This is a genomic window from Nonomuraea sp. NPDC049419 (genome assembly GCF_040676995.1).
Classification (GTDB): domain Bacteria; phylum Actinomycetota; class Actinomycetes; order Streptosporangiales; family Streptosporangiaceae; genus Nonomuraea; species Nonomuraea salmonea.
The window spans coordinates 425632-450782 of record NZ_JBFAQB010000002.1; the positions used below are offsets into that span (position 1 = coordinate 425632).

At 70.9% G+C, this 25151-nt stretch carries 21 protein-coding genes; 13 read left to right on the forward strand and 8 right to left on the reverse strand.

Going from position 1 to position 25151, the window contains the following annotated elements:
* Window positions 1-220: 220 nt before the first annotated feature.
* Window positions 221-781, forward strand: a complete 561-nt coding sequence (locus AB0K12_RS07260) for a hypothetical protein (protein WP_364556400.1) — start codon at window positions 221-223, stop codon at window positions 779-781.
* A 57-nt stretch (window positions 782-838) separates the two neighbouring features.
* On the opposite strand, the gene AB0K12_RS07265 is transcribed toward AB0K12_RS07260, so the two are convergent.
* Window positions 839-2170: a hypothetical protein gene (locus AB0K12_RS07265; protein ID WP_364556402.1), complete on the reverse strand. Its 1332-nt coding sequence runs from the start codon at window positions 2168-2170 to the stop codon at window positions 839-841.
* Window positions 2171-2369: 199 nt separating this feature from the next.
* On the opposite strand from AB0K12_RS07265, the gene AB0K12_RS07270 reads away from it, so the two are divergent.
* Window positions 2370-4589 (forward strand): thiamine pyrophosphate-dependent enzyme, encoded by a 2220-nt coding sequence (locus AB0K12_RS07270; protein WP_364556403.1) that lies wholly within the window; start codon window positions 2370-2372, stop codon window positions 4587-4589.
* Here AB0K12_RS07270 and AB0K12_RS07275 read toward each other — a convergent pair.
* On the reverse strand, window positions 4578-6137 hold the full coding sequence (locus tag AB0K12_RS07275; protein ID WP_364556404.1) for a protein kinase: 1560 nt from the start codon (window positions 6135-6137) through the stop codon (window positions 4578-4580). The genes AB0K12_RS07270 and AB0K12_RS07275 overlap by 12 nt on opposite strands.
* A 46-nt stretch (window positions 6138-6183) precedes the next feature.
* Window positions 6184-6882: a M50 family metallopeptidase gene (locus AB0K12_RS07280; protein WP_364556406.1), complete on the reverse strand. Its 699-nt coding sequence runs from the start codon at window positions 6880-6882 to the stop codon at window positions 6184-6186.
* A 121-nt stretch (window positions 6883-7003) separates the two neighbouring features.
* On the opposite strand from AB0K12_RS07280, the gene AB0K12_RS07285 reads away from it, so the two are divergent.
* From AB0K12_RS07285 to AB0K12_RS07315, 7 genes are all read left to right on the forward strand, one after another.
* Window positions 7004-7867 (forward strand): LLM class F420-dependent oxidoreductase, encoded by an 864-nt coding sequence (locus AB0K12_RS07285; protein ID WP_364556408.1) that lies wholly within the window; start codon window positions 7004-7006, stop codon window positions 7865-7867.
* On the forward strand, window positions 7864-8745 hold the full coding sequence (locus AB0K12_RS07290) for an amidohydrolase family protein (RefSeq protein ID WP_364556410.1): 882 nt from the start codon (window positions 7864-7866) through the stop codon (window positions 8743-8745). The genes AB0K12_RS07285 and AB0K12_RS07290 overlap by 4 nt, the downstream gene beginning before the upstream one ends.
* A 7-nt stretch (window positions 8746-8752) precedes the next feature.
* Window positions 8753-9226: a nuclear transport factor 2 family protein gene (locus tag AB0K12_RS07295; RefSeq protein WP_364556412.1), complete on the forward strand. Its 474-nt coding sequence runs from the start codon at window positions 8753-8755 to the stop codon at window positions 9224-9226.
* A 23-nt stretch (window positions 9227-9249) separates the two neighbouring features.
* Window positions 9250-10368, forward strand: a complete 1119-nt coding sequence (locus AB0K12_RS07300) for a magnesium and cobalt transport protein CorA (RefSeq protein ID WP_364556413.1) — start codon at window positions 9250-9252, stop codon at window positions 10366-10368.
* Window positions 10369-10500: 132 nt separating this feature from the next.
* Window positions 10501-10728, forward strand: coding sequence for a hypothetical protein (locus tag AB0K12_RS07305; RefSeq protein WP_364556415.1), 228 nt, complete (start codon window positions 10501-10503; stop codon window positions 10726-10728).
* The gene (locus AB0K12_RS07310) at window positions 10725-12791 is read left to right on the forward strand and encodes a hypothetical protein (RefSeq protein ID WP_364556417.1); all 2067 of its coding nucleotides are present in this window, start codon (window positions 10725-10727) and stop codon (window positions 12789-12791) included. Before AB0K12_RS07305 ends, AB0K12_RS07310 begins: the two co-directional genes overlap by 4 nt.
* Entirely contained in the window at window positions 12788-13354 is a 567-nt protein-coding gene (locus AB0K12_RS07315) for a hypothetical protein (protein WP_364556418.1), read from the forward strand. Before AB0K12_RS07310 ends, AB0K12_RS07315 begins: the two co-directional genes overlap by 4 nt.
* On the opposite strand, the gene AB0K12_RS07320 is transcribed toward AB0K12_RS07315, so the two are convergent.
* Complete coding sequence (locus tag AB0K12_RS07320) at window positions 13351-13650, reverse strand: crosslink repair DNA glycosylase YcaQ family protein (RefSeq protein WP_364557730.1); 300 nt, start codon at window positions 13648-13650, stop codon at window positions 13351-13353. The two genes, AB0K12_RS07315 and AB0K12_RS07320, sit on opposite strands and share 4 nt — an antisense overlap.
* A 90-nt stretch (window positions 13651-13740) precedes the next feature.
* Complete coding sequence (locus AB0K12_RS07325; protein WP_364556419.1) at window positions 13741-14832, reverse strand: MoxR family ATPase; 1092 nt, start codon at window positions 14830-14832, stop codon at window positions 13741-13743.
* A gap of 238 nt (window positions 14833-15070) precedes the next feature.
* Between AB0K12_RS07325 and AB0K12_RS07330 the strand changes: the two genes are divergently transcribed.
* From AB0K12_RS07330 to AB0K12_RS07340, 3 genes are read left to right on the forward strand one after another with little or no spacing between them, the layout of a single operon-like run.
* Window positions 15071-16273 (forward strand): hypothetical protein, encoded by a 1203-nt coding sequence (locus AB0K12_RS07330; protein ID WP_364556421.1) that lies wholly within the window; start codon window positions 15071-15073, stop codon window positions 16271-16273.
* Entirely contained in the window at window positions 16266-17483 is a 1218-nt protein-coding gene (locus AB0K12_RS07335; protein ID WP_364556423.1) for a hypothetical protein, read from the forward strand. The genes AB0K12_RS07330 and AB0K12_RS07335 overlap by 8 nt, the downstream gene beginning before the upstream one ends.
* A gap of 57 nt (window positions 17484-17540) precedes the next feature.
* Window positions 17541-20576, forward strand: a complete 3036-nt coding sequence (locus tag AB0K12_RS07340; RefSeq protein ID WP_364556424.1) for a chromosome partitioning protein ParA — start codon at window positions 17541-17543, stop codon at window positions 20574-20576.
* 4 nt (window positions 20577-20580) lie between these two features.
* Here AB0K12_RS07340 and AB0K12_RS07345 read toward each other — a convergent pair whose 3' ends face one another.
* Both AB0K12_RS07345 and AB0K12_RS07350 read right to left on the reverse strand, forming a co-directional pair.
* A complete protein-coding gene (locus AB0K12_RS07345) occupies window positions 20581-21969 on the reverse strand; it encodes a citrate synthase (protein WP_364556426.1) in 1389 nt (462 codons plus the stop codon).
* A gap of 51 nt (window positions 21970-22020) precedes the next feature.
* Window positions 22021-23307 (reverse strand): MFS transporter, encoded by a 1287-nt coding sequence (locus AB0K12_RS07350; protein WP_364556427.1) that lies wholly within the window; start codon window positions 23305-23307, stop codon window positions 22021-22023.
* 105 nt (window positions 23308-23412) lie between these two features.
* Here AB0K12_RS07350 and AB0K12_RS07355 point away from each other — a divergent pair, with 105 nt between their 5' ends.
* Window positions 23413-24042, forward strand: coding sequence for an HAD family hydrolase (locus AB0K12_RS07355; RefSeq protein WP_364556429.1), 630 nt, complete (start codon window positions 23413-23415; stop codon window positions 24040-24042).
* 9 nt (window positions 24043-24051) lie between these two features.
* On the opposite strand, the gene AB0K12_RS07360 is transcribed toward AB0K12_RS07355, so the two are convergent.
* Entirely contained in the window at window positions 24052-24936 is an 885-nt protein-coding gene (locus tag AB0K12_RS07360; protein WP_364556431.1) for an NAD(P)-dependent oxidoreductase, read from the reverse strand.
* Between the last annotated feature and the right edge of the window lie 215 nt (window positions 24937-25151).

The window sequence follows — 25151 nt, forward strand, 5'->3', positions numbered from 1 at the left end:
CTCCCGCCTGCGCTAGACCACCCACTACAGGGACGAGGCCGAGTACTGCGACAGCATCGCCATCATCGACCACGGCCGCATCGTGAGAGCGATAGCGAGGCGAGGCCGACTAGGAATTTCTCTCACATCAACCTGCGCACGACCCTGTGCGGAGGGTAACTTTCCTGATGCGCCGCGCGGCCCCTTCCAGCAGTCCCCCCGAGCATAAGGAGCTCACCCGATGTTGGATCACGCAGAGCAGCACCTTGACCTGCAGAACCGGATGCGAAAGGTCGAGGGGGCTATCGTGAGTGGCGTGCCAGACCTCAGCATCGCCGATCGCTTCGACACCCTTCACCTTCGCGTCACGCAGGTCCAGGACAACATCAACGCGAGAATCACGAAAGAGGCCCAATCCATCAGGGCCGAGATGAGGGCCGGCTTCGGGGCCGTCAACGAGCGGTTCGAGCAGATCGACACGCGGCTCGGACAGATGGACACGCGGTTCGAGCAGATCGACACGCGGCTCGAACAGATGGACACACGCTTCGAGCAGATCGACACGCGGCTCGAACAGATGGACACACGCTTCGAGCAGATCGATAAGCGGTTCGAGCAGGTCGACCGGCGGTTCGAGCAGATCGATAAGCGGTTCGAACGAATCGACACACGCTTCGAGCAGATCGATAAGCGGTTCGAGCAGGTCGACCGGCGGTTCGAGCAGGTCGATACGCAGCTCGACGGTCTCCGGACGCTGCTTATGCGGATCGATGCCAAGTTGCCGGATTCGCAGGTCAACTAGCCAGGTCGAAAGGGCGAGGCCCGGGGTGGGTGCCCCGGGCCTCGTTGAATCGGGAGATCAGCGGCGGACGCGGACGTAGTCCCTGGCGCTGTCGTCGCCGTTGGTGTCCGCGTCGCCGCGGAACACGAACTTCCAGTGGCCGGAGCGCCAGGCCCTGGCCTTGGTGTAGAGGCGGCCGCTGTCACCCGAGGAGGTGGTCTTGACGTACTGCCACTTCCTGGAGCCGAGCGGCTTGAAGTAGAGCGCCACCTTGCCGGCGTAGCCCTCCCACGAGCCGTCGTCGTCCACCTGCAGCACACCCCTGAACTTGAGGTAGCCGCCACGCCTCGGCGGCTCGGGGTAGGCGTTGAACCTGATCAGCCGGGTGTCGGCCTTGTCCGCGGTGGGCGGCGGGGCGGGCTCGTTGACGCGGACCCAGTCGGGGCCGCTGACGGTGCCGTTGACGCCGCGGGTGCCGCGGTACTCGGCACGCCACCAGCCCGACTTCTCGGCGGTGGCGGTGGCGAAGAAGCGGCCGCCGCGACCGGTCACGTCGGAGGTGACGTACTCCCAGCGGTGGGAACCGTCCGCACGGAAGAAGACGGACACGCGCTGGCCGGGCAGGCCGCCGCGGCGCTCGGCGCGCAGGGTGCCGGTGAAGCGGAGCTTGTCGCCCTTGTCCACGGGCTCGGGCCCGGCGTCGAAGCCGGAGATGCGGCTGGCGAGGTTGGCGCGCCTGACGTCCACGCGGTCGCCGTCGCTGACGGTGCCCCTGGCCGTGGCGGTGGCCGCGAACTCGGCCCGCCACCAGCCGGTGGACAAGGCGCGTACGCGGGCGGAGAACCAGCCGCCGCGCCCCGTCGTCACCTTGGTCACCTCGCGGTAGTCGTCGGAGCCGCGCCCACGGAAGGCGATGGCGACGGTCTGCCCGTCGTACCCCTTGCCGTCGGCGACCAGGCGGCCGGACACCTTGATCGTGTCGCCCCTGCTCACCCGGTCGGGGTCGGCGTCGAAGTCGCCGATCCTGGTGGTGAGCGCCTTGACGACGTCGAAGGTGCCGGTCTTCGTGGCATCGCCGTCGCCCTTGGCGACGGCGTTGTACGTCCACTTGCCGACGGCCCCGGCGCCGAACGCCTTGGTGCCGGTCCACTTGAAGCCGCCCGGCACGGGCGACTTGGCGAGGTTCACGACGTCGTTGTTGAGCTTGAGCTCGGCGCTGTTCGCACGCCTGGTCGTGAACGTGAACGTCACGGTGACGTCCTTGTCGAAGACCACGATCGCGGGCGTGGGGCTGATGCCCACGTCGCTGATGGTGGGTGCGGCTGCCGCCGTCGCCGTGCCAGGCGCGGCGGCGAGTGCCCCTGCCCCGAGTACGAGGGCGAGGGCGGCTACACGGATGCGTTGTAACATGCGGGTTCCTTTCTGGAGACCCCGTTGGTTTCAACGCGGCATTGAGGGTGCCACGTGTGTCCTCCTAGTAGACGTGGCTCTCGCTGTGAAGGTTGGGAATTCTGACAAACAGTTATCTCAGTGGGTCAATCGGACCGGTCCACAACATCTCCCCCGCGTCCGGCAGACGTCAGCGCCGATCAAAGACATAATCGGGGGTGTGGCGCGCGACACAGTTGAGACTCATTTCATCCAGGCCGTTGCGACGCTGGAGGCGGGTCCCCCGCGAGATCCGGGGCTCCCGATCCGCGACGGCACGTCCCTGACCGGCGCCCAGTGCAGGACGCTCTACCGGCGGCAGCTCGACAGCCGGCTGCTCGACATCGCGGCCAGGTGGCTGCGCGAGCGGGACGAGGGCCACTACACGATCGGCTCGGCCGGTCACGAGGGCAACGCGGCGGTGGCCGCCGCCCTGCGTCCCGGCGACCCCGCGCTGCTCCACTACCGCTCGGGCGCGTTCTACCTGACCCGGTCCGAGCAGGCGGGCAGACTGCCCGAGCAGGGCATCCGCGACGTGCTCATGGGGCTGACCGCCGCGGCGGACGAGCCCATCGCGGGCGGGCGGCACAAGGTGTTCGGCCACCCCGACCTGGCCGTCATCCCCCAGACCTCCACGATCGCCAGCCATCTGCCGCGGGCCGCGGGGGTGGCGTTCGCGATCGAGCGGGCGCGGGCGCTCGGCGTGCCCTCAGCCTGGCCCGACGACGCCATCGCGGTGTGCAGCTTCGGCGACGCCTCGATCAACCACGCCAGCGCCCTGTCCGGCTTCAACACCGCCGCCTACGCCACCTACCAGGGGCTGGGCATGCCGATCCTGTTCGTCTGCGAGGACAACGGCATCGGCATCAGCGTGCGCACCCCCAAGGGCTGGGTGGAGACCGCGGCGCGGCGGCCCGGCATCGAATACTTCGCCGCCGACGGGTGCGACTTGGCCGAGGCGTACGACGTGGCCGTCAGGGCCGCCGAGCACGTACGCGAGCACCGCTCTCCCGCGTTCCTGCACCTGCGCACCGTGCGGCTGATGGGCCACGCCGGGTCCGACGTCGAGTCGGCCTACCGCACGCAGCGCGAGATCAGAGCCGACCTCGAGCACGACCCGCTGCTGCGCACGGCGGCGCTGCTGGTCGAGGCGGGTCTTGAGACGCCGGACGAGCTGCTCAAGTTGTACGAGCTGGCCCGCGAACACGTGCTGCTGATCGCCCAGGAGACGGCGCGCAGCCCGCGGCTCAGCTCGGCCAAGGAGGTCATGGAGCCCATCGCGCCGCGCAAGCCCGAGCTGATCGCCAAGATCAGCCCGATGGCGGCCTCGCCCGCGGTGCGGGATAAGGCGTTCGCCGGGTCGCTGCCGGAGAACGACAAGGCGATGACGCTCTCGCAGTCCATCAACCGCACGCTCGCCGACGCGCTGGCCGTCTATCCGGAGCTGACCGTGTTCGGCGAGGACGTCGGCAAGAAGGGCGGCGTCTACGGCGTGACCCGGGGGCTGCAGAAGCGGTTCGGGGCCGGCCGGGTCTTCGACACGATGCTCGACGAGCAGGCCATCCTGGGTCTCGCGCTCGGGCAGGGCGTGTCGCGGCTCCTGCCCGTACCCGAGATCCAATATCTCGCCTACCTGCACAACGCGCTCGACCAGATCCGCGGCGAGGCGGCGACGCTGTCGTTCTTCTCGCGCGGCGCCTACACCAACCCGATGGTGGTGCGGGTGGCCGGTTACGCCTACCAGAAGGGGTTCGGCGGGCACTTCCACAACGACAACGCGGTGGCCGCGCTGCGCGACATCCCCGGGCTCGTCATCGCCTCGCCGGCGCGCCCCGACGACGCCTCCGCGATGCTGCGCACGTGCCTGGCGGCGGCCCGTACGGCCGGGTCGGTGTGCGTGTTCCTGGAGCCGATCGCGCTCTACCACACCCGTGACCTGTTCGAGGACGGCGACGGCGGCTGGCTGGCCCCCTACGCGCCGCCCGCGCGCTGGGCCGAGACGCACGTCCCGATCGGCCGGGCCCGCTCCTACGGCGACGGGCGCGACCTGACGATCGTCACGTTCGGCAACGGCGTGCGGATGAGCCTGCGCGCCGCGGTGCGCCTCACCCAGGAGGGATACGGCTGCCGCGTGCTCGACCTGCGCTGGCTCGCGCCGCTGCCGCTCGACGACCTGCTGCGGGCGGCCGAGCTGACCGGCAACGTGCTGATCGCCGACGAGACCCGCCACTCCGGCAGCGTCTCCGAGGGCATCGTGGCCGAGCTGCTCGACGCCGGCTACACCGGGAAGGTCGCGCGGGTGACGTCGTCCGACAGCTTCATCCCGCTCGGGCGGGCGGCCGATCACGTGCTGCTGTCGGAGGAGGAGATCGAGCAGGCCGCGCGCAAGCTACTCGGCTGAGCGGGCCACCGCTCCCCTGATGCAGTACGGCTTCGACCAGGCGACCGTCGACTTCTCCGAGATCTGCAGCGGCACCCCGACCAGGAAGCAGTAGCCGCTCTCCGGGTGCAGGCCGCTGATCTTCGCCGAGGTGACGCCCTGGCCGAGCGCGGTGATGGGCTGCTTGCCCTGCTCGACCGGGGAGCGCTGGACGACCACCGGGTAGCCGCGGGCCGCGGCAGGGAGCGTCCACTTCAGCTCGATCAGCGCGCCCTGGTCGGCGGTCAGCTTGAGCTGGCGCGGGGCGTACGCGGATGCGTCCTGCCCGCCTGGGTCCCGGCGCTCGGTGGCCGCTGCCGTCGGGGTCGTGGTGGCCGGTGTCTCCAGTTGCTGCAGGAAGACGGCCAGGGCGGTGCCGCCCGCCGCCACGACCGCCACTGCGCCCGCGATGAGGAGGACGTTGCGGGTGCGGGTGTTGCCCGAGGGCTGCGTCGGTAAGCTCGGCGGCCCGCTCATGGCGGGCTGGGCCGGGGGAAAGTGCTGGCCCGTGGCGGGGAACGCGTTACCGCCGGCCGGGCCCGGGACGTTGCCGCCGATCGAATGGTGCCCCGTCGTGGGTGGTGCGGGGTGGCCCGTGGCGGGTGGTGCGTGGTGGCCCGTCGCGGGGAAGGCGGGGCCGGTCGTGGTGGGGTGAGCGGGCCGGGGCGGGGTGGCGTCGGAGCCGATGAGGTCGGTGACCGGCAGGCCCAGCTCCGCCTGTACGGCCTGCAGGTGCCGGGCGAGCTCGCGCGCCGACCCGTACCTGGCCTCCGGCTGCTTGGCCATCGCCCGCAGCACGGGCGCGAGCACCGCGGGCGGCACGTCGGCGCGGTTGACCGGCGGCGGCTCGGCGCTCAGCACCCGGTACATCAGCGGCGCGATCGACGGGTCGGCCGGGTTGTGGAAGGCGGGCTGCCCGGCGAGCAGGTGGTAGAGGGTGGAGCCGAGCGAGTAGACGTCGGTGGCGGCCGAGTGGGGCCGGCCGGTGAGCACCTCGGGGGCGGCGTGCAGCGGGGTGAACGCCTGCGAGGTGGCCGAGATCTCCGCCGCGTCGACGACCCTGGCCACGCCGAAGTCGGCGATGGCCGGCTCGCCGTAGCGGGAGATGAGGATGTTCTGCGGCTTGATGTCGCCGTGCAGCACCCCGGCCTCGTGGACGGCGGCCAGCGCCCCCGCCAGCTTCACCCCGGCGCGCAGCACGTCGGGGACCGGCAGCGGCCCCTCGTTGCGTACGCGTTCGCGCAGCGAGCCGTGCTCGAAGAAGTCCATCGCGATGTACGGCTTGCCCGACCCTGTCATGCCGGTGTCGAAGACGGTGACGACGTTGGGATGGCCGGTGAGGCGGCCGGTGAGCTGCAGCTCGCGCTGGAACCTGCGCATCGTCCGCTGGTCGACCCGGTCGACGGACAGCACCTTCAGCGCCACGACCCGGTCGAGGCGCTCCTGGTAGGCGCGGTACACGACGGCGAATCCGCCCTGGCCCACCTGATCGAGTACCCGGTAGCCGGGTGCGTCCTCGACTGGCAGCACACCACTCTCCCCCTGTTGCTGTGGAGTTTAGTGGGAAATAAGGGGATCAGAGCGGGTTCATCAGGTACGCGCCGAACACCATGGAGACCAGCGCCACCAGCAGGAAGAAGAACACGTAGAAGCCGCCGGGCAGGATCGTCAGCCGGGCGAGCTGGTCGGCGTCGGAGTCTCTGGCCTGCCTGCGGCGCCGCTTGCGCTGCAGCTCGATGATCGGCCGGATGCCGCCGAAGAGCAGGAACCAGGCGGCGACCAGGGCCACGACCTGCTGGACCTCGGCGGGCGCGTACATGATCAGGGCGAAGACGGCGCCGCCGGTGACGAGGAGGATGAGAGCGCCGTACAGGTTGCGGATCAGCAGCAGCATGCAGACCAGAAGCAGCAGCACGCCCCAGATCAGCAGCGTGATGTGACCCTGCTCGGTCAGCCACGCGGCGCCGAGCCCAAGCAGCGGCGGCGCGACATAACCGGCCATCGCGGTCAGCACCATGCCGGGCCCGGTCGGCCTGCCCCTGGTCAGGGTCACGCCGGAGGTGTCGGAGTGCAGCCGGATGCCTTCGAGCTTGCGCCGGGTGAGCAGCGCCATGACGGCGTGACCGCCTTCGTGGGCGATCGTGATGAGCCCCCGGGAGACCTGCCAGGGCATGCGGAAACCGACGATCACGAGCGCGGCGAGCGCCGAGACCCCCACGACCCAGGGGTCGGGGTCAGGCTGAACCGCGATCAGGTGGGCCCAGAACTTGTCCATCGAGGACAAACCCTAATCGCTCCGGCCTGTCCGCGGCGCCCGTACGGGGGCGGCGATCCAGGAGATGCGGACGGCGCGATAATGAACCGGAGATACCTCCGATTCACGACGGGATCAGCCCATGGAACTCGGACTGCACATTCAGCACTTCACCTGGCCCGGCGGCGCCGAGCGGATCGGGCCCGAGCTGGCCGAGATCGCGCGTACGGCGGAGGACGCGGGCGTCGCCCGGCTGACCGTCATGGACCACGTCTGGCAGATCGACTCGGTGGGGCCCGCCGAGCAGGACATGCTTGAGCCGTACGCGACGCTCGGTTTCCTGGCCGCCGCGACGCGGCGGGTCCAGCTGCACACGCTGGTCACCGGCACCGTCTACCGGGAGCCAGGCCTGCTCGCCAAGACCGTGACCACGCTCGACGTGCTCTCCGGCGGGCGCGCCTGGCTCGGCATCGGCGCCGCCTGGTACGAGGCGGAGGCTCGCGGGCTCGGCCTGCCGTTCCCGCCGCTCGCCGATCGCTTCGAGCGGCTGGAGGAGACGCTGCAGATCTGCCTGCAGATGTGGAGCGGCCGGGACGAGCCGTACGAAGGACGGCACTACCGGCTAGAACGCACGCTCAACGCGCCTCAGAGCATCGGCAGGCCGCACCCGAAGATCATGATCGGCGGGTCGGGCGAGAAGAAGACGCTGCGCCTGGTCGCCAAGTACGCCGACGCCTGCAACCTCTTCGGCGGCCCTGAGGTCACCCGCAAGCTCGACGTGCTGCGCGAGCACTGCGAGCGCGAAGGCCGCGACTACGACGCGATCGAGAAGACGACCGTGCTGGTCATCGGGCCGGACGACGACACGGGACGCGTGCTGGAGCGGCTGCGCGGCATGCACGAGCTCGGCTTCACCGCCGTCTACGTGACCGTGCGCGACGGCGACCAGCGCAAGGCGATCGACCTGCTCGGCGGAGCGGTGATCCCGGAGGTCTCGGGCTGGTGACGGGCGTGCTCTCCGACGTCGATGTGCCCGAATGGTCGTGGCGGCTGGGGCTGCCGGGGCTGATCGACCTGCACGTACATTTCCTGCCCGAACGCATGGAACGCCGGGTGTGGCACCACTTCAACCACGGCGGGCCGCTGATGGGCGGAGGATGGCCCATCGAATACGAATGGCCGATCGAGAAGCGGGTCGAACGGCTGCGCGAGCTGGGCGTACGGACGTTTCCCGCGCTGGCGTACGCCCACAAGCCGGACATGGCGGCCGACCTGAACGCGTGGACCCTCGACTTCGCCCGGCGTACCCCCGGCTGCCTGCCCTCCGCGACCTTCTACCCCGAGCCGGGCGTGGAGGCGTACGTGCGGCGGGCGCTCGACGACGGCGCCCGGATCTTCAAGGTTCATCTGCAGGTGGGCGGGTTCGACCCGCGGGCGCCCGAGCTGGACGACGTGTGGGGGGTGCTGGCCGAGTCGGGGGTGCCGGTCGTGGTGCACGCGAGCTCGGTGCCCGTACCGGGCGGGCACGTCGGCGTGCGGCCCATCGCGGAGGTGCTGCGCCGCCATCCGGCGCTGCGGGTCGTCATCGCGCACCTCGGCATGCCCGAGTACGACCCGTTCTTCGACCTGGCCGCCCGCTACGAACGCGTCGCCCTGGACACCACCATGGCCTTCACCGACTTCAGCCAGGAGCGGATGCCGTTCCCCGAACGGCTGCGGCCCGCGCTGCTTGATCTCGGCCTGGCGGGGAAGGTGGTGCTGGGCACGGACTTCCCTACCATCCCGTACCCCTACGCGCACCAGCTCGACGCGCTGGCCCGCCTCGGGCTGGGGGACTCCTGGTTGCGGGCCGTGTGCTGGGACAACGGTGCGGCCATGATCTGATAGAGGGGTGAACGATCGGCACGTGGCGCTCATCAGCGCTTTCTACGACGCTCTGGGCCGCGCGGACTTCGCGGCCATGGAGCGCTGTTACCACCCCGCGGTCAGTTTCGGCGACCCCATCTTCCAGGAGGTCGAAGGGCGCGACAGGGTGATGAGGATGTGGCGGCTGCAGCTCGGCGTACGCGACGGGCTGAAGTCGGAATACCGGGACGTGACGGCCGACGACTTCACCGGCACCGCCCACTGGACGGCCACCTACACCTTCTCCAGCACGGGCCGCCAGGTCGTCAACGAGATCGACGCACTGTTCAGGTTCGAGGACGGCCTGATCGTCCGCCACCACGACGACTTCGACTTCAGACGCTGGTCGAAGATGGCCCTGGGCCGGCCGCACGGGCTGCTGTTCGGCTGGACGCCCATGTGGCGCAAGACCATCAGAGACCGCGCGACACAGCAGCTCGACGAGCTCGGCTCGTCCTAGTTCTTCCTGTTGGGGAGGTGCCCATGGCCAGGGTGAAGGGGCTCAGGCGCGGCGGTGACGTACGCGAGCAAGCGCCCGAACACTCGATGGACCCGCGCGCCGTGGAGGAGCCTCCCTACCGCCCGACCGTCATCGACAACGCCATCTACTGCGACGGCGAGCGGGTCGACAACCCCGGCTCGCTCGCCGACGCCTTCGAGCGCCTCAAGCAGACCCCCGACGCCATGGCCTGGATCGGGCTCTACCGGCCGAAGGAATGGGAGCTGGTCAAGCTCGGCGAGGAGTTCGAGCTGCACGAGCTGGCGCTGGAGGACGCCATCGTCGGCTCCCAGCGCCCCAAGGCCGACCGCTACGGCGACACCCTCTTCGTCGTGCTGCGCGCCGCCCGCTACCTCGACGATGTGGAGGAGGTCGCGTTCGGAGAGCTGCACGTCTTCGTCGGCCCCAACTTCGTGATCACCGTACGCCACGCCGAGGCCCCCGATCTGCAGGGCGTGCGCCGGCGCATGGAGTCCGACCCCGACCTGCTGCGGCAGGGCCCGCAGGCCGTCCTGTACGCCATCCTCGACGCCGTCGTCGACGGTTACGCCCCGGTCGTGGCCGGGCTGCAGAAGGACATCGAGGAGATCGAGGTCCAGGTCTTCAGCGGCGACCCTTCGGTGTCACGGCGCGTCTACGAGCTGTCCGGCGAGGTGATCGAGTTCCAGCGGGCCACCGCGCCGCTGGTCGGCATGATCCACGGCTTCATCGCCGGGGCGCGCAAATACGGGGTCACCGACGAGCTGCAGAGCTACCTGCGCGACGTCGCCGACCACGCCATCACGGTGACCGAGCGCATCTCGTCCTTCCGCCAGATGCTGCAGAACATCCTCGTCGTCAACTCCACGCTGGTCACCCAGGCGCAGAACGCGGAGATGGCGCGGATGACGGAGGCCAGCATCCGGCAGGGCGAGGAGGTCAAGAAGATCTCGGCGTGGGCGGCCATTCTCTTCGCGCCTACGTTGGTGGGGACCATTTACGGGATGAATTTCGACTTCATGCCGGAAACGCACTGGGTTTTCGGTTATCCGTTCGCCATCGTCCTGATGGGGGCGGTCTGCCTGATCCTGTACACCGTCTTCAAGCGGAGGGACTGGCTCTGACGAGCGAGCCATTCCCAGGCAATTTTTCCCGACATATCATCATCCATTCCGTCACCCTTTCCCGGGCTTGATGATTTCGGCCCTGACCTGCTTTCATGATGCCTTCGACCTCGCCCCTACAGATCGGCGACGATGGCCACGCAGGAACACATCAACACCGCCCGGCGGCACCTGGAGCATTTGCGCGACCACCACCAGGATGACGTGCTCGCACTCGCCCGCCTGGTCGAGGCCGGCGCGCTCAAGGGCCCCGCAGGCGACCGGCTGGCCGCCGACCTCCGCTCCTGGGACCACGCCGTCAAAGACCTCTTCACCCGCGCCCTGTCCCTCCTGGACACCCTCACCCCGGACGCCCGGTGACCCCGCAGGTAGGCATCGACCCCGCCCTGATGACCCGGCTCATCAACGGCATGCGACGAACCGCCCAAACCCTCCCGGAAGTGGCCGTCCACATCGAACGCCACCTGACCGCCCTGGGCCTCCAGGTGTGGGGTCCTTCCCACCTCCACACAGTGGCCCGCCGTCTGACCGACCAACTCCCCGCCCTGCAGGGCCGCCTGGACCTCATCCTCGCCACCCCCGACAGCACCCTCGGCGAGGACGGCCTCCTCTGGGCCGACGAATCCGCCTGGCTGTCCAAGTCCCCCGCCGAAGGCACCACCAACGCCCAGAGCCTCACCACCCGCCTCCGCACCGAGCTCACCGCCCACGCCCTGACCCCGGAGACAGTCGCCGCCCTGGAACGCCACAAAAACGACCCGTACTTCGCCCTGGCCTTCACCCGGTTGATCGGCCCCGCCGAACTCAGAACCCTGATCGCCCGCGCCTACGGGTCAGGCCTCCCACCCTCGCAACGCCCCCTCCAGTACGACGTGGCAACCCAGGACCGCCTCACCACCATCCTCAGCACCCTGCTGGCCACGGCCTCCCGAGGCGCCGGCCGCCTCACCCTCCCACCGGACTACACCGGCCTCCTGACCGCCGACCTCCACCTCCCAGGAAACGCCTTCGCCCTCAAGCGTCTCCTCCAGGACGGCACCTTCGACCACACCTTCCTCCTGACATTGGTCCGCAAGCTCTACGACCTCGACCTGGCCCACCCGCCGGACCTCTCACTCCCCCGCGACGCGTGGACGACCCCCAGCCCCCGCGACACCACGCCCGGCGACCTCAGCCCGATGGGCACCGCCCTGGCCGCCCTCGCCCACCACCCCGCCGTAGCCCAGGACTTCTTCACCGACCCGGACCGCCGCCCCCTGGCATATTTGATGCGCACCCACCCCTGGCACGGCACCGCCGGAACAGACCTCGCCTGGGCCATCGAATCCGCCACCACGGAATTCCGCGACCACGACCTCCCGCCCGGCGAGAGCCGCGGCTACAAATCCGCCCTGATCGCCTCCTGGGCCCTCCACTTCTGGAGCGACCCGAAGGTCCAATCCAACCTCTCCGGCTCCCGACCGCATGTCGCGAGAATTCTCGCGACGTACATCAGCGACGTGCATCGCGACACGCAGGCATTCAGCGACGAAGTCCCCGGCGTCGTGACAAGCCTGGATCCGGACAAGAACGTGAAGGGGCTGGAAGCCTATGGCGCCAGATTCAGCAGCAGCGACCTCACAAAGATTATGACCTGGGCGTTCGTTGATGAAGGAGCATTCGAGACAGTCGCCACGGCACACGGCCTCTATTCAGCTGAAGTCCTCGACCAATTGGCCGGCAAGGTGTCTGCTGAAGTGCAAGCCGATTTCACTGAATGGCGGCACTCGCACCCGGAGACGACTCCACAGCAGCTCAAAGCGAAGTGGCAGGACATATTGGAAGAGCGGATGAGCCGTAGTGGTGGTGCCGCATTTTCCCGTGCCGCCTGCGATCTCAGCATGACCACGTGGGCGATCACCGACGCCGCCAATATCTCCATGATAAGTGCCGCCAAAGAGGATGATGCGCGGCTGACCTTTTTCAAGGACCTGGCGGAACAGGCTGTCGGATTCCTCGCAGGACCTCCGGGAACGTTGGTCGGCACGGTCGCCGAGACAGCGCGGGACCAGATGTTCGGACAGATCAAGCCGAGCCATGAGGAAACGGCTCGCCAGGACGCGGACACGGCTGTGGGAGCGGCCAAGCACATGTTCACCGACCTCACGGCAGCCGCCATGATGCGCCATGGCCTTTTCGGAGACGCGGCCGCGCAGGCCAGGTCGCATCCCTACCATCACGCGGACTTCTCCCCCGGTACACCTGGCCACTTTCTCGATGATGGGCACCTCATTCCTTGGGCCGACATGAACGCCGACCAACGCCGAGCCTACGACGAGTGGCTGCGACTGAACGACACCGGCCGGGTGTTCGCTGCTCCTGACGCCGCGATCACGAGTGGCTTCAGGGATGCGAAGAACATCTACTCCGGACATGGCTCATGAAGAGCCGGCTCATCCTCTTCACGGGAGCCGTGACTCTCTTGATGGCATGCTCGTCACCATCGAGCACACCACCAGACACCCGGGCGCTTGGGGACGTCACAGCCGAGCCTCGGGAGTGCGGGCTGATCTCATCCGATGCCATCAAAATCGCTACCGGCCTCACCGAGTATTCCGCCTACGGCACCACAATCGACATGGGCCGGCGCTTCGGGTCGTGTTCCGTCGGTGGAGAAGCAGAAGGTGAGCAAGGGCTGCTGATCAAAATGTTCGAGCCCTCACCTATCAGCCCTGAAGGGTTGGAGAACACGAAGCGGGTGAACCGCGGCAATGATCTCCCCGATGGACTGGGCCCAGGGTTTGTGGCGCGTCGGGAGAATGCTCGGGGGCGGAGCATTGCGTTCGTCTATGGGTGGACGGCTGATTACGAGAAGCTGCTCACCGTCAACATCATGGAGGGTGCGCCGGGGCGGGATTCGGTGGCGGATGCGGTGGAGTTTTTTCGGCAGCTTAAGCCGGTTTTGCTGGACAAACGGTCAGGTGAGGTAGCGGTCGAGGTCGGTTAGCTCGGGTGTGGTGGGCGATGGTGGGAGGTTGTCGAAGGAAGGAGGTCGTCGCCGGTTACTCCTTCCTGGGCGAGGCGGCGCAGGGTGTTCGTGAGGCGGCTGGTCAGGGCGTGGAGCCAGGGGAGGTCGTCCACGTGGATGAAGTGGAGGGTGCCGCGCGGGGCCCACGTTCTGACGATCTCGCGGGCGTGCCGGGCGGCTGCCACGCCGGCGCGGGTGAGGGTGGCGGAGCGGGTGCGGAAGGCGAGCAGCGCGGACGGTACGTCCTGGGCCTGTACGGCACCCAGGTGGCGGATCCAGGTGGCGGACGATGTTCCCGGCGGTCAGGCCCGGCGGGCGGTGCAGCAGCTGGGCCTCGACGCTTCTCGGCGTGCCGGGCGTCGCGCTCAGGCGGCCTGGGGGACGGGCATGGTGGTCAGCAGTTCCGTCAGGGCGGTGGCCGCCGTGACGTCGCGGAGTTCGGCTTCGGGGGTGAGGATGAGGCGGTGGGCGAGGACGGGGACGGCCAGGGCCTTGACGTCCTCGGGCACCACGTAGTGGCGTCCGGCGGCGGCGGCCTTGACGCGGGCGGCGCGCAGCAGGGCGAGGCTGCCGCGCGGGCTGGCGCCGAGCCTGAGGTGCGGGCTCGTACGGGTCGCGGCGCACAGCGCGACGATGTAGTCGTAGACGGGGTCGGCGACGTGGATGCGCGAGGCGAAGTCGATCATGCCGGCCACGTCCGACGAGCGCGCCACCACGGGCAGCCGTTCGACCTGCGGCCCGGTGGGCATGCCCTTGAGCACCTCGACCTCGGAGGCGTGGTCGGGGTAACCGATGGAGATCTTCATCAGGAACCGGTCGAGCTGGGCTTCGGGCAGCGGGTACGTGCCGTCCATGTCGACGGGGTTCTGCGTGGCCACGACGAGGAACGGGCGGGGCACCGGGTGCGGTTCGGCGTCGACGGTGACCCGGCGTTCCTCCATGACCTCCAGGAGTGCGGCCTGCGTCTTCGGTGAGGCGCGGTTGATCTCGTCGGCGAGCACGATGTTGGCGAAGACGGGCCCGTGGTGGAACTCGAACGTCTGCTGCGCCTGGTTGAAGATGGACACGCCGGTGATGTCGCTGGGCAGCAGGTCGGGCGTGAACTGGATGCGCCGCCACTCGGCGTCCACGCTGGCGGCGAGCGAGCGGGCGAGCGTGGTCTTGCCGGTGCCGGGGACGTCCTCGACGAGCAGGTGCCCTTCGGCGAACAGACAGATCAGGGCCAGCTCGATGGCCTCGTGCTTGCCTCTGATGATGCGTTCGATGTTGGTGGCGAGCAGGTGGAAGCGCTGGGCGAACTGGCCGGCGAGCTGCGCGTTGTGCTGCTGGAGGTGGGCGGAGGGGTCGTGCGGTCCGGTGTGCTGGGGGTGTGCGGCCTGCTGCTGGTACGCCGGCGCGGCCTGCTCGCCGGGGTCCTGGTAGCGGGCGGCGTGGTCCTGGTAGTGGTACTGGGTCAACTGAGTCCCCTTCTCAGCCGGCGCACTCGGAGAGCGGCCCTCCGGGGAGGCAGCGGCGAGGACAGCCGGTACACCGCTACACACCCCGATATTTCCGACTGCACACCGTTCGCCCCCGTATTACCGGGGATCACCCTAGCGCTCGGGAATCACTCGCGCGCGCGTACCGGCTGGTAGCGCTGGGATCCGGGGTGCGGGCGTGCGTGGAGTGTCGGTCCGAAGCCGTACCTTAGTGCCCGTGTCCGAACAGCCCCTGACCCTCGACTCCGTGCTCACCGACGAGGCGGTCCTGTCGACCTACCGCCGCATGTTCGCCGCGCTGGCCCGCGACAGCGGGGCGGTGGTCGACGATCCCGCCCTGGTCGACATCGCCGAGACGTTGTTCGCGGCGTTCGCCGAGGCGGGCGAGGAGTGGCTGACGCACGAGCAGATGCGCTTCGCCTGCCGGGCCTATCCGACCGACCAGTTCGACAACCGGCTGCGGGTGCTCAAGGGGCTGGGCGCGATCCGCGAGGTGTTCCCCAAGCCCAACCAGCTCCGCTACCGCGCGTCGTTCACGAGCGTGGTGGGGCTGATGTTCATCAGGCGGATGATGGACGACGGCGGCCAGTCGGAGATGCACCGGCTGCTGGCGCTCGAAGACCTCAACGTCGCCGACCCGCGCACCACGATGGAGGAGGCCAGGCAGAGCGCGCTCAACCTGGCGCGGGCGTTCCGGCTGTGGGCGCTCGAGCTGATCACGCTCACCACCGGCACCATCGAGGAGCTGCGCGAGCAGGCGCCCAAGCTGTGGGGCACCGAGGAGATCGCGCGGCGGGCGCAGGGCCTGCACGGCACGATCCTGACCCGCTGGCCCGAGCTCGACCGGGTCTGCACCGACCTGCGCGCGTCCATCTACGCCTACAGCGACGCCTCGCGCCGGGCGGCCGGCCGGCTGGCCGACTCGGCGGGCACCACCCGCAACCTCACGCTGCTGCCGACCGAGACATGGCGCACGTTCGCGCAGACCGCGCCGAAGGAGCGGCTGGCGGCGGTGCTCGGCGGGTTCGTGTTCGACGCGCCCGCGCCCTGGCACGACCCGGCCGCGATCGCCCGCGCGGTCGACGAGGCCCCGCGCCCGGCTCCGGCGCAGCCCACTCCCCCGCGCTCCAACCTGCCCGATCCGGGCCCTGACTCCGAGCTCGGCGCCTCGCAGGACGCCGTGCTCGAGCGATTGCGCGAGACGGCCGAGTCGCTGCTCGGCGGGTCGGAGCGGGTGGCGCTGCGCGACGTGCTGGGCTCCGACTGGGTGGCCGCGCGGCGGGTGCTGGCCGACCTGACCACCGTCGACCTGCGGCCCGAGCTGCCCTACCGGCTGGTCTGGGCCGACGGGCTCAGCATCGACCCCGATCGCGAGCCGGCCTGGCTGTCCGACGGTCACCTGGAGCGTGTCCATGGCTGAGCATCTCGAGCCCGCCGCCGTCGCCCACGCGCGCGCCCGCGCGGGCGGTCCCGTCAGGCTGGGCGCGGCCGAGCCTGCGCCGCCCGGCATGATGCGGCTGACCAGGGCAGACTCCACCGGCGAAGCGCTGCCGGTGTGGCCCGACGGGGTGACGCCCGTGCTGCTCGACGAGCACCAGGTGCCGCCCGTGGCGGTGGAGCGCTCCGGCGAGACGCGGCGGGTGCTGGCGGCGGTGCTCAAGTGCTGCTGGCACGACCTGTCCGCCGACCCGTGGCCGGGCCGGCCCGCGCCCGTCGACCTGGTGCTCGACACCTACCGCGAGCTGATCGGCCGCACCGACGACCTCATGCGCAACTGGGCGGTGGGCGCACTGCGGCGGCTGCACGACTCCGCGTGGGTGGTGATGGGCGACGGCGTGGTCGCGCCGGGCCCGCGCTGCGCCCTGTGGCCGGTCGAGTCGCACGCGCAGCTGCAGGAGCTCGTACGCAGGCTGCCCGAGCCGGCCCGGCCCGAGCTGACCGTGGTGCCCGACGACGACCTGGTGAGCGCCGAAGGCGGCGGGGCCGGCGGCCGGGCGGAGACGGCGGTGGCCGAGTTCGACGACCTGCTGAGCGGCTACGACGAGCGGCGGCGGGCCGAGCTGGTGGCGGCGTACATGGTGGTCGAGCACGCGGCCGAGCCCGTGCAGGAGGTGCGCTTCGCCGCGCTGCGCGACCCGGCGCTGCGCCACACGCTGGGCGAGATGCTGGCCAGGCGCGGCCGCACGCTGATCCAGCACCGCGACCGCTGGACCTCGGGCTACGACGACGCCGTCGCAGCCCGCATCGGCGCCGAGGGGCCGGCCCGGCTGGGGGTGAGCGAGCGTGCGGTGCTGACGCTCGTGCTCGTGCACTCGGTGGCCATCCCGCGCGCCGAGGGCCTGCTGCCGGAGGACTCCTGGCTGTCGCCGCACCCCACGCCGGCCGACGAGCTGCGCCGCCACACCCAGCTGCCGATCGGCGAGCTGGAGTCGGCGCTGCGGGTGCTGCGGCACGCGGGGCTGATCAGCCAGGTCAAGGCGGGCGAGGAGGCGGGCGGCTACGTGCCGGGGCCGCAGTTCCACCGGCTCACCCCGGCGGCGCGGCGGCGGCTGCAGGAGGAGCTGATCCTCGCGGCCGGGCCCAGCACGCCGCTCGCGGCGGCCGTGCTCGCCAGAAGATCGGCCAGATGAGATCAGATGTCAGCGTTGATGAGGGATGGAAGGGTCACGGGGGTTCAGGTGTCGCAGGTGGAGAACGTCGTCGGAGACCGGGTGCTGATCGCCGTGCAGGCGGTCAACATCTCGCGGTTGTCGACCCATCCGGTGCCCACAGTCCCCGGCACGCTGATCGTGGTGGCGGGCGCGGGGCCGAAGGACTCCAACGGGGCGGGCAAGTCGTCGTTCATCGCCTCGATCACGGCGCTGCTCGGCGACGAGCAGTGGCGGTTCGCGTCGGGGGCCAAGGCGGTGTCGGAGCTGCTGTTCAACGCGGAGCTGGCCAGCGGCGCCGGGTCCAGGCAGTGGGCGAGCGCCGGCCACGGCTACATCGTGGGCGTCTTCGGGCCGCCCGGCATGGACGGATTCGCCCCGCCTGTCCCTGAGCCGCAGGAGCCCGCGGCCGACGGTGAGCTGTTCGAGGTGCCCGACACCTCGGGCGGCGCGATGACCGTGTGGCTGCGGGTCAACCAGGAGGCGCCGCACCTGGAGATCCGCTGGCGCGAGGGGGTGCACCTGGCGGCGTCGCCGTCGGAGGCGGAGCGGGTGGCGCGGGCCGACGAGATCTGGGCGTCGCTGCCGCGCTCGGCGGGCCGGCGCGACGTCGTGGCCCGCGACCTCACCAAGGTCCTCTACGGCGACCGGGTCAGGTGCGTGTCGTTCCTGTCGACGTCCGTACGCAGCAAGGTCGCCACCAACCTGCTCTCCCAGCCGCTCAACGAGATCTCGCCCGAGCGGGTCTTCGAGGCCATCGCCGCGCTGACCGGCCTCGACGCCGAGCTCGAGCAGGAGCGCGAGGCGCGCCGCGACGAGCACGCCAAGCGCGTGCGGGCGGCGCTGGCGGCCGACCGGCTGGCCGAGTTCGAGTCGGAGTCGAAGGCGCTGCTGAGCACGTTCGACCGGCGTGACCAGGCGCGCGTCAGATTGGCCGACGCGCTGCGGTGCTGGCGCGGGCGGCAGGCGCGCAAGCTGGCCGACGCCGCCGCGAAGGACGAGGCACTGGCCGCCGACCTCGAGCGGCACCGGGCGGCCGGTGAGGCGGCGGCCGAGGCGGTCGCCCTGGTCAAGGCGGAGATCTCCACCCTGCGTGAGGACACCCTCGACCGGCAGGTCTCCGAGGCGCGCAAGGAGCTGGCGGCGCTGCAGGCACGGGCGGGCAAGCTCGACGCCGACCGGGCCGTCGCCGAGAACTCCGCCGACGAGCTGCGCGGGCTCGTCCCCGCGCTGGAGGAGACGCGCCGCTTCGCCGACGGGCGCGACGTGCCGGCGGCCGAGCGCGAGCTGGGCGAGGTGCGGCTGCGGCTCAACGAGGCGCTCAAGGCGCTCGGGGTGGCCGACCAGGAGGTGGCCTCCGCGCAGGCCGCGCTCGACGACGCCGAGGGCGGGCCGGCGGCGGCCCAGCTCGACGCGCTGGCGGCGGCGGGCATCGGCGCGACCGGGCTGCTCGACGCGCTCGACGTGGCCGAACAGGCCCGCGACGCCGGCCCGTCCGCGGCCGGCGCTGTTGAGGGGGTGGCGCTGGGGGCGGCGCTCAAGGCTCGTTACGGGAAGCCGGCCGCGGTCGGTGACCTGCGGGGGTGGCCGCACGAACACGCCGTGATCGTGGACGCGGGGCGGCTCGACGCCGCCGCCGCTGCCCTGGCCGACCTGCCGGGTTCGGTGCTGGTGAGCGCGGCCGGAGTGAGCGTCGTCGGGGCGTTCGACGGGGTGGCGACCGGGCGCGAGGCCCGCATCAAGGCCGCCGAGCAGCGGCTCAACCGGGCCAAAGACGTCCAGGAGAGCGCCGCCCAGGCCGTACGCGAGGCCGAGGAGGCGGTCGCCGAGGCGCAGCGGCGGCTCGAAGGGGCCAGGGCCGGGGTGCGGCTGGCCGAGCTGGAGGTCAAGCTAAGCGAGCGGCGGGCCAAGCTGGCCGAGCTCAACGCCGCCATCGAGGAGCTGGCCCCCAAGGTCGCCGAGGCCGAGCGTCAGGCGGGTGCGCTCGACTTCCGCGCCCGTACGCGTGACATGGAGATCGAGCGGATGGAGGGCCGCAGGCACCGGCACGAGAGCGAGCGGGCGCAGGCCCGCGAGCAGGAGTCCAAGGTCACCGCCGAACGCGAGGCGCTCAAGCTCGACGCGCTGGCCGCCGACTGGGGCGGCACGGTCGAGACCGCCCGCGAGTGGCTCGACGCGCTGCCCGACGACGAGCGGCCGCGCACCGCCGACGAGTGGTGGCGGGCCGCCGAACGCCTCCTCGACCAGGCGCTGCGTGACACGTTCCCGGACGACGACGCGGAGCTGCCCGAGGAGCTGCGCTTCCTGCTGAGCGAGCGGGAGGGCAGCACGGCGCGGGAGCAGGCGACGTTTTCGGCGGTGTGCGGGTCCCTTTCGTCCTATCTGCGGGGCCAGGAGGAGTACGAACGCCACCAGCGCCGCCAGATCGAGGCCCAGCTCGTCACCCGGCAGCGCGACCTGGCCGCGGCGGCCAGGGGCGCGGAGGAGGCCGCCCAGTCCACGGCCGTGCACCGGGCCGCGCTGACGGCCGCGATCAAGGCCCGTCTCACGCGGGTGGCCGAGGAGTTCGACAAGCTCGACACCTCGTACGGCGGTTACGGCGCCACCCTGGAGTTCCCGGTGCCGCCCGCGCCGGCCGACCCCGAGCAGCGCTGGCAGTGGCGGGTCACGCCGAAGTGGCGGCGGGGCGAGGGGCAGGGGTTCGTGCCGTACAACCGGCGGGCCAACACCGCGCTCATGGACGAGAAGGCCGTCAAGCTGGTGTGCGCGGCGGCCATCGCCTCGTCCGGGGGCGGTCACCTGTGCCTGGTGCTCGACGAGCTCGGGCGCAACCTGGGCAAGGAGCATCGGCGGGAGGCCGTCGCGCTGTTCCGGCGGATCGGGGAGACCTACGGGATCACGGTGATCGGGGCGCTGCAGGACGACATGGAGCCGTACGCGATCGACGCCTGCGGCCAGTACATCAAGCTGCGGCGGTCGTCGGACGCCATGCCGTACAACGAGCCGCCGGTCATCGTGGGGCACGACCAGCACGCGGAGCGGGTGCGGGCGCTGGCGGCCTACGTCGAGCGGTGAGCACTCACCTGGGTGGCGGGCCGGTGTAGGAGGCGCGCAGGCGGAGGAGGGAGCCGCGGCGATACTCCTCCATCGCGTGCGCCAGCCAGCCCGCCGCCCTGGCCACCGCGAAGATCGCCTCGCCGGCGCCGCGGGTCATGCCGCTGACGGTGACGAGGGTGGCGAGGGCGAGGTCCACGTTGGGGTGCGGGAGGCGGCGTCGGCGCATCTCGGCCAGTACGGCGTCCAGCGCCGCGATCCGCTCGCCCGCGGGACCACCGGAAGGCATGGCGGCCTTGTTGAGCAGGTCGAGGAGGAGGGTGGCGCGGGCGTCGCCGCTCTTGTAGACGCTGTGGCCGAAGCCGGGGATGCGTTCGCCGCGCCGGAGCCGCTCGCCGATGACGCGCGGGGCCTCGCCCGGGTGGGTGATCTCGGCCAGGAGGCGCTCCGCGGCGTACGAGGCGCCGCCGTGCAGCGGGCCGCTCAGCACGCCGAGGCCGGTCAGGACCACCGCGTACGGGTCGGCCTTGGCGGAGGCGGCGACCCTGGCGGCGAGCGTGGAGGCGGCCAGTTCGTGGTCGGCGAGCAGCACCAGGGCGGCCCTGAGCGCGTCGAGCAGGCCGGGGGTGGCAGGGTGCGGGGACAGGCGGGTCCAGAGGCGTTCCGCGATCGTGCCGCCCTGGGGGTCGTCGCCGCCGAGGGGCGGCATCGCGTCCACCATGCCCGCGATCAGGCGGCGGGCCGTGGCGGTGACCGAGGCGGGGTCGAGCTGGTAGCGCAGGGAGTCGGATGCGCCGAGGACCGTGACGATGACCTGGAGGCGGTCGAGCGGCAGGAGGTCGCCGGGCAGGCCGCGCTGGGCGGCGACGGCGGCCCGCAACCCGTCGCCCGGCTCGAACCGCCACCCGTCCCGGCCGATCGCCGGCCCCGGCGGCCCTTCCGGCCCACCCGCGCCCGCCGACCGCCCAAGACCGTCCGAAAGCGCCTGTTCCTCCGACCGCCCAAGACCGGCCGAAAGCGCCTGCTCCTCCGACCGCCCCAGCCCGGCCGGACGTTCCTGCTTGGGGCGGCGGGGCCGTGCCGGACGGTGCCAGATGGCGGGGTCGCCGGTCCACAGCCACTCCGCGACCGTCTCGAACGGCGCCGTACCGGCGAGGGCCAGCGCGTCCGCGCCCCGGTAGTGGGGCCGGTCCACGCCGAGCGACGTGACGGCCGACTCGATGACCAGCTCAGGCGGCTGGGCGCGGGGCCGGCCGCGGCGGGCGAGGCGTTCGATCTCCTCGGCGGAGAAGAGGCTGCGCCGCCCGTCCTCGCTGTGCCGCCGCTGCACGACGCCGCGGCTCACGTACGCGTACAGCGTGGCGGGTTTGACCCCGAGCCGCTCCGACGCCGCGGCCGCGTCGATCCACTCCACCCCGAAGGCCCTTCACGTTGACGACCGTCAACGTTGATTGAAGCACGGCCGTCACAGGGTGCGGTCGCCGGTCTCCGGCAGGGCGAGCAGGCAGAGCAGGCTGAGGACGGCCATCGCGGAGACGTACCCGCCGACGGCCAGCGCGCCGAGCCCGCTCGCCTGCATGCTGGTGGCGACCAGGGGCGGCACCGCGCCGCCGAGCACGCCGCCGAGGCTGTAGGCGACGGACGAGCCGCTGTAGCGGTATTCGGTGTTGAACAGCTCGGGCAGGTAGGCCCCCATCGGCCCGAAGACCAGTCCCATCAGCCCGAGCGCGCCCGCCAGCGCGAGGCCGACGAGGAAGATCACCCGGGTCTCCATCAGCGGGAACATCACCAGCCCCCACACGATGGCGGCGAGCACGCCGGTGATCAGCGTACGGCGGCGGCCCAGCCGGTCGGACACCATGGCCGAGACCACCGTGCCGGCCGCCATGAACACCACGCCGATCATCGACAGCGCGAGCATCGTGGTCTTGGAGATCTCGAGGACGTCGGTGCCGTAGGCCAGGCAGTAGGTGGTGGCGGTGTAGAAGAGCGTGTACGCGATCGTCATGGCGCCGGCGCCGAGCAGGACGCGCCGCCACTGGTGCCGCATCAGGCCGGCGAACGGCACCCTGGCGATGCGGCGCTGGTCCATGGCGGCCTGGAAGACGGGCGTCTCGGAGATCTTGAGCCGGACGTACAGGCCGACGATCACCAGCAGCAGGCTCCCCACGAACGGCAGCCGCCATCCCCAGCTCTCGAACTGCCCGTCGCTCAGCGTCTCGCCGAGCACCAGGAACAGCCCGTTGGCCACGATGAACCCGGCCGACGGGCCGAGCTGCGGGAACATGGCGTACAGGCCGCGCTTGCCGGGCGGTGCGTGCTCGGTGGCGAGCAGCGCCGCGCCGCCCCATTCGCCGCCGAGGCCGATGCCCTGGGTGAAGCGCAGCAGCACGAGCAGGACGGGCGCGATCACGCCGATGGCGGCGTAGCCGGGCAGCAGGCCGATGGCGACCGTGGACAGCCCCATCACCAGCAGGGACACGACCAGCATGGACTTGCGGCCGATGCGGTCACCCCAGTGCCCGAACACGGCCGAGCCGAGCGGGCGCGAGATGAAGGCCACGGCGAACGTCGAGAACGCGGCCAGGCTGCCCGCGACCGGGTCCATCTCGGGGAAGAAGGCGGTGTTGAGCACCAGGGCGGCGGCGGTGCCGTAGATGTAGAAGTCGTAGAACTCGATCGCGGTGCCGATGAGGCTGGCCGCCGCGATCCGGGACCGGCTGGGGGCGTCGGTCTGGGGGGAAACCTTCATGCTGTCTCACTATGCGGACGATCGTCTTGTGAATCGATACGAGGACGCTATCACCTGGAGCGATGCTAGGTTTCACTACGGAACGTTCGCGAAGAAGGAGTGGATTTGGCGGTCGATCTGGTGATCTTCGACTGTGACGGGGTGCTGGTGGACAGCGAGCCGATCTCCGTACGCGTGGGGCTGGCGGCCATGCGGCGGCTCGGCCGGGACATGACCGAGGACGAGTACATCGAGCTGTTCGTCGGGCGTACCGGCGACTACTGGGAGCAGTACGTCGGCGCGACCCCGCCCGGGTGGCGCGACCGGTTCGTCGCGGAGTACCGCGCCGCGGTCGACGCCGAGTTGCGCGTCGTCGAAGGCATCACCGACGTGCTCGAACGGCTCACGATCCCGTTCTGCGTGGCCTCCAACGGGCGCCACCGTACGATCCGCCACAACCTGCGGCTCACCGGGCTGGCCCACCACTTCGACGGGCGCGTGTTCAGCGCCGAGGACGTCGCCGAGGGCAAGCCCGCGCCCGACCTGTTCCTGCACGCCGCCGCCACCATGGGGGCCGAGCCTGAGGCGTGCGTGGTGGTGGAGGACAGCCCCGTCGGGGTGACGGCGGCGCTCAGCGCGGGCATGCGCTGCCTGGCCTTCGCAGGCGGCATCACGCCGGTCTCCCGTCTGGAGGGCCTGGGCGCGACGCTCTTCCACCACCCCGCCGAACTGCCCGCCCTGATCACCGCCCTCTAGAGACGGGCCTCACCTCTGGCGCGAGCGGCCGTTCTCGTCCAGGTAGTCGCGCCACGTCCGCTTGGGGGTCCAGCCCAGCATCCGGTACGCCTTCTCGCAGGAGATGCCCGACGAGTCGACCCGGGACAGCGGGCGCAGCTCGATCTTGTCGCCGTGGATCCTGCGCAGCATGGCGGCGAAGTCGTGCCCGCCCGCGTTGTCGGGCGCGGCGATGTAGAACACCTCGTGCCCGGGCAGGTCGGACTCGACGGCCAGCACGATGGCGTCGGCGAGGTCGTACACGTCGGTGTAGCTCCAGAGCCCGGCCCCGATCTCGCCGGCGTCCCGCACCTGGGGCCCGAGATTGCGCTCGTAGTTGCCCTCGTGCTGGACCCAGCTCGGCCGCAGCGAGATGCACCTGATGTCGGAGCGGCGCACCGCCGCGTCCATGAGCTGCTCGCCGAAGTGCTTGGACAGCGCGTACGGGTCCTGCGGCCGGGCCGGATGCTCCTCGTCCACCGGCGCGTAGTCCGGCAGGAACGGCCGCTCGGCGAAGAAGAACCCGGGGACGGTCTCGCTGGAGATGTTGACGAACCGGGTCACCCCCAGCCGCACCGCCGCCTCGATCAGGTTGAACGTCGCCATCAGGTTGTTGTGGAACACCACGTGCGGCGCGTTGGAGGTGGGGTCGGGGATGGCCGCCGCGTGCACCACGGCGTCGGCCCCGTGCGTGATGGCGTACGCCTGCCCCGCGTCGGTCAGATCGGCCTGCAGATAGCGCGGCTCGCCGGGATCGTGCCGCTCGAAGACGGGGCGGGCCAGGTCGGTGGCGGTCACCTCGTGCCCCGCCTCGGCCAGGGCCTTGACGGCGGCCCTGCCCACCTTCCCGTGTGCTCCGGTGACGACGACGCGCATGAGCCGCTCCTCAGAGGCTGAAACCCTCGATCTCGCCCACAACCTATACCTCCCGCCCCACCCTCCTCACCACCAGCCTGCCCCCGGAGAACCACCCGCCCGCACGACCTTCCTGCGCGTGGGAACAGACCGGCCGTGACCAGCTACTCCCCCGTGGACAACGCATCCCCACCACCTCCTTCGGTGACCCGCAGCGACACGAAGACTCCAGAAGC

Bases quoted from the DNA above. Each gene is read 5' to 3' on its own strand.
- AB0K12_RS07260 (WP_364556400.1), top strand. From the start codon at position 221: ATGTTGGATCACGCAGAGCAGCACCTTGACCTGCAGAACCGGATGCGA.
- AB0K12_RS07265 (WP_364556402.1), bottom strand. From the start codon at position 2,170: ATGTTACAACGCATCCGTGTAGCCGCCCTCGCCCTCGTACTCGGGGCA.
- AB0K12_RS07280 (WP_364556406.1), bottom strand. From the start codon at position 6,882: ATGGACAAGTTCTGGGCCCACCTGATCGCGGTTCAGCCTGACCCCGAC.
- AB0K12_RS07285 (WP_364556408.1), top strand. From the start codon at position 7,004: ATGGAACTCGGACTGCACATTCAGCACTTCACCTGGCCCGGCGGCGCC.
- AB0K12_RS07300 (WP_364556413.1), top strand. From the start codon at position 9,250: ATGGCCAGGGTGAAGGGGCTCAGGCGCGGCGGTGACGTACGCGAGCAA.
- AB0K12_RS07305 (WP_364556415.1), top strand. From the start codon at position 10,501: ATGGCCACGCAGGAACACATCAACACCGCCCGGCGGCACCTGGAGCAT.
- AB0K12_RS07315 (WP_364556418.1), top strand. From the start codon at position 12,788: ATGAAGAGCCGGCTCATCCTCTTCACGGGAGCCGTGACTCTCTTGATG.
- AB0K12_RS07335 (WP_364556423.1), top strand. From the start codon at position 16,266: ATGGCTGAGCATCTCGAGCCCGCCGCCGTCGCCCACGCGCGCGCCCGC.
- AB0K12_RS07350 (WP_364556427.1), bottom strand. From the start codon at position 23,307: ATGAAGGTTTCCCCCCAGACCGACGCCCCCAGCCGGTCCCGGATCGCG.
- AB0K12_RS07360 (WP_364556431.1), bottom strand. From the start codon at position 24,936: ATGCGCGTCGTCGTCACCGGAGCACACGGGAAGGTGGGCAGGGCCGCC.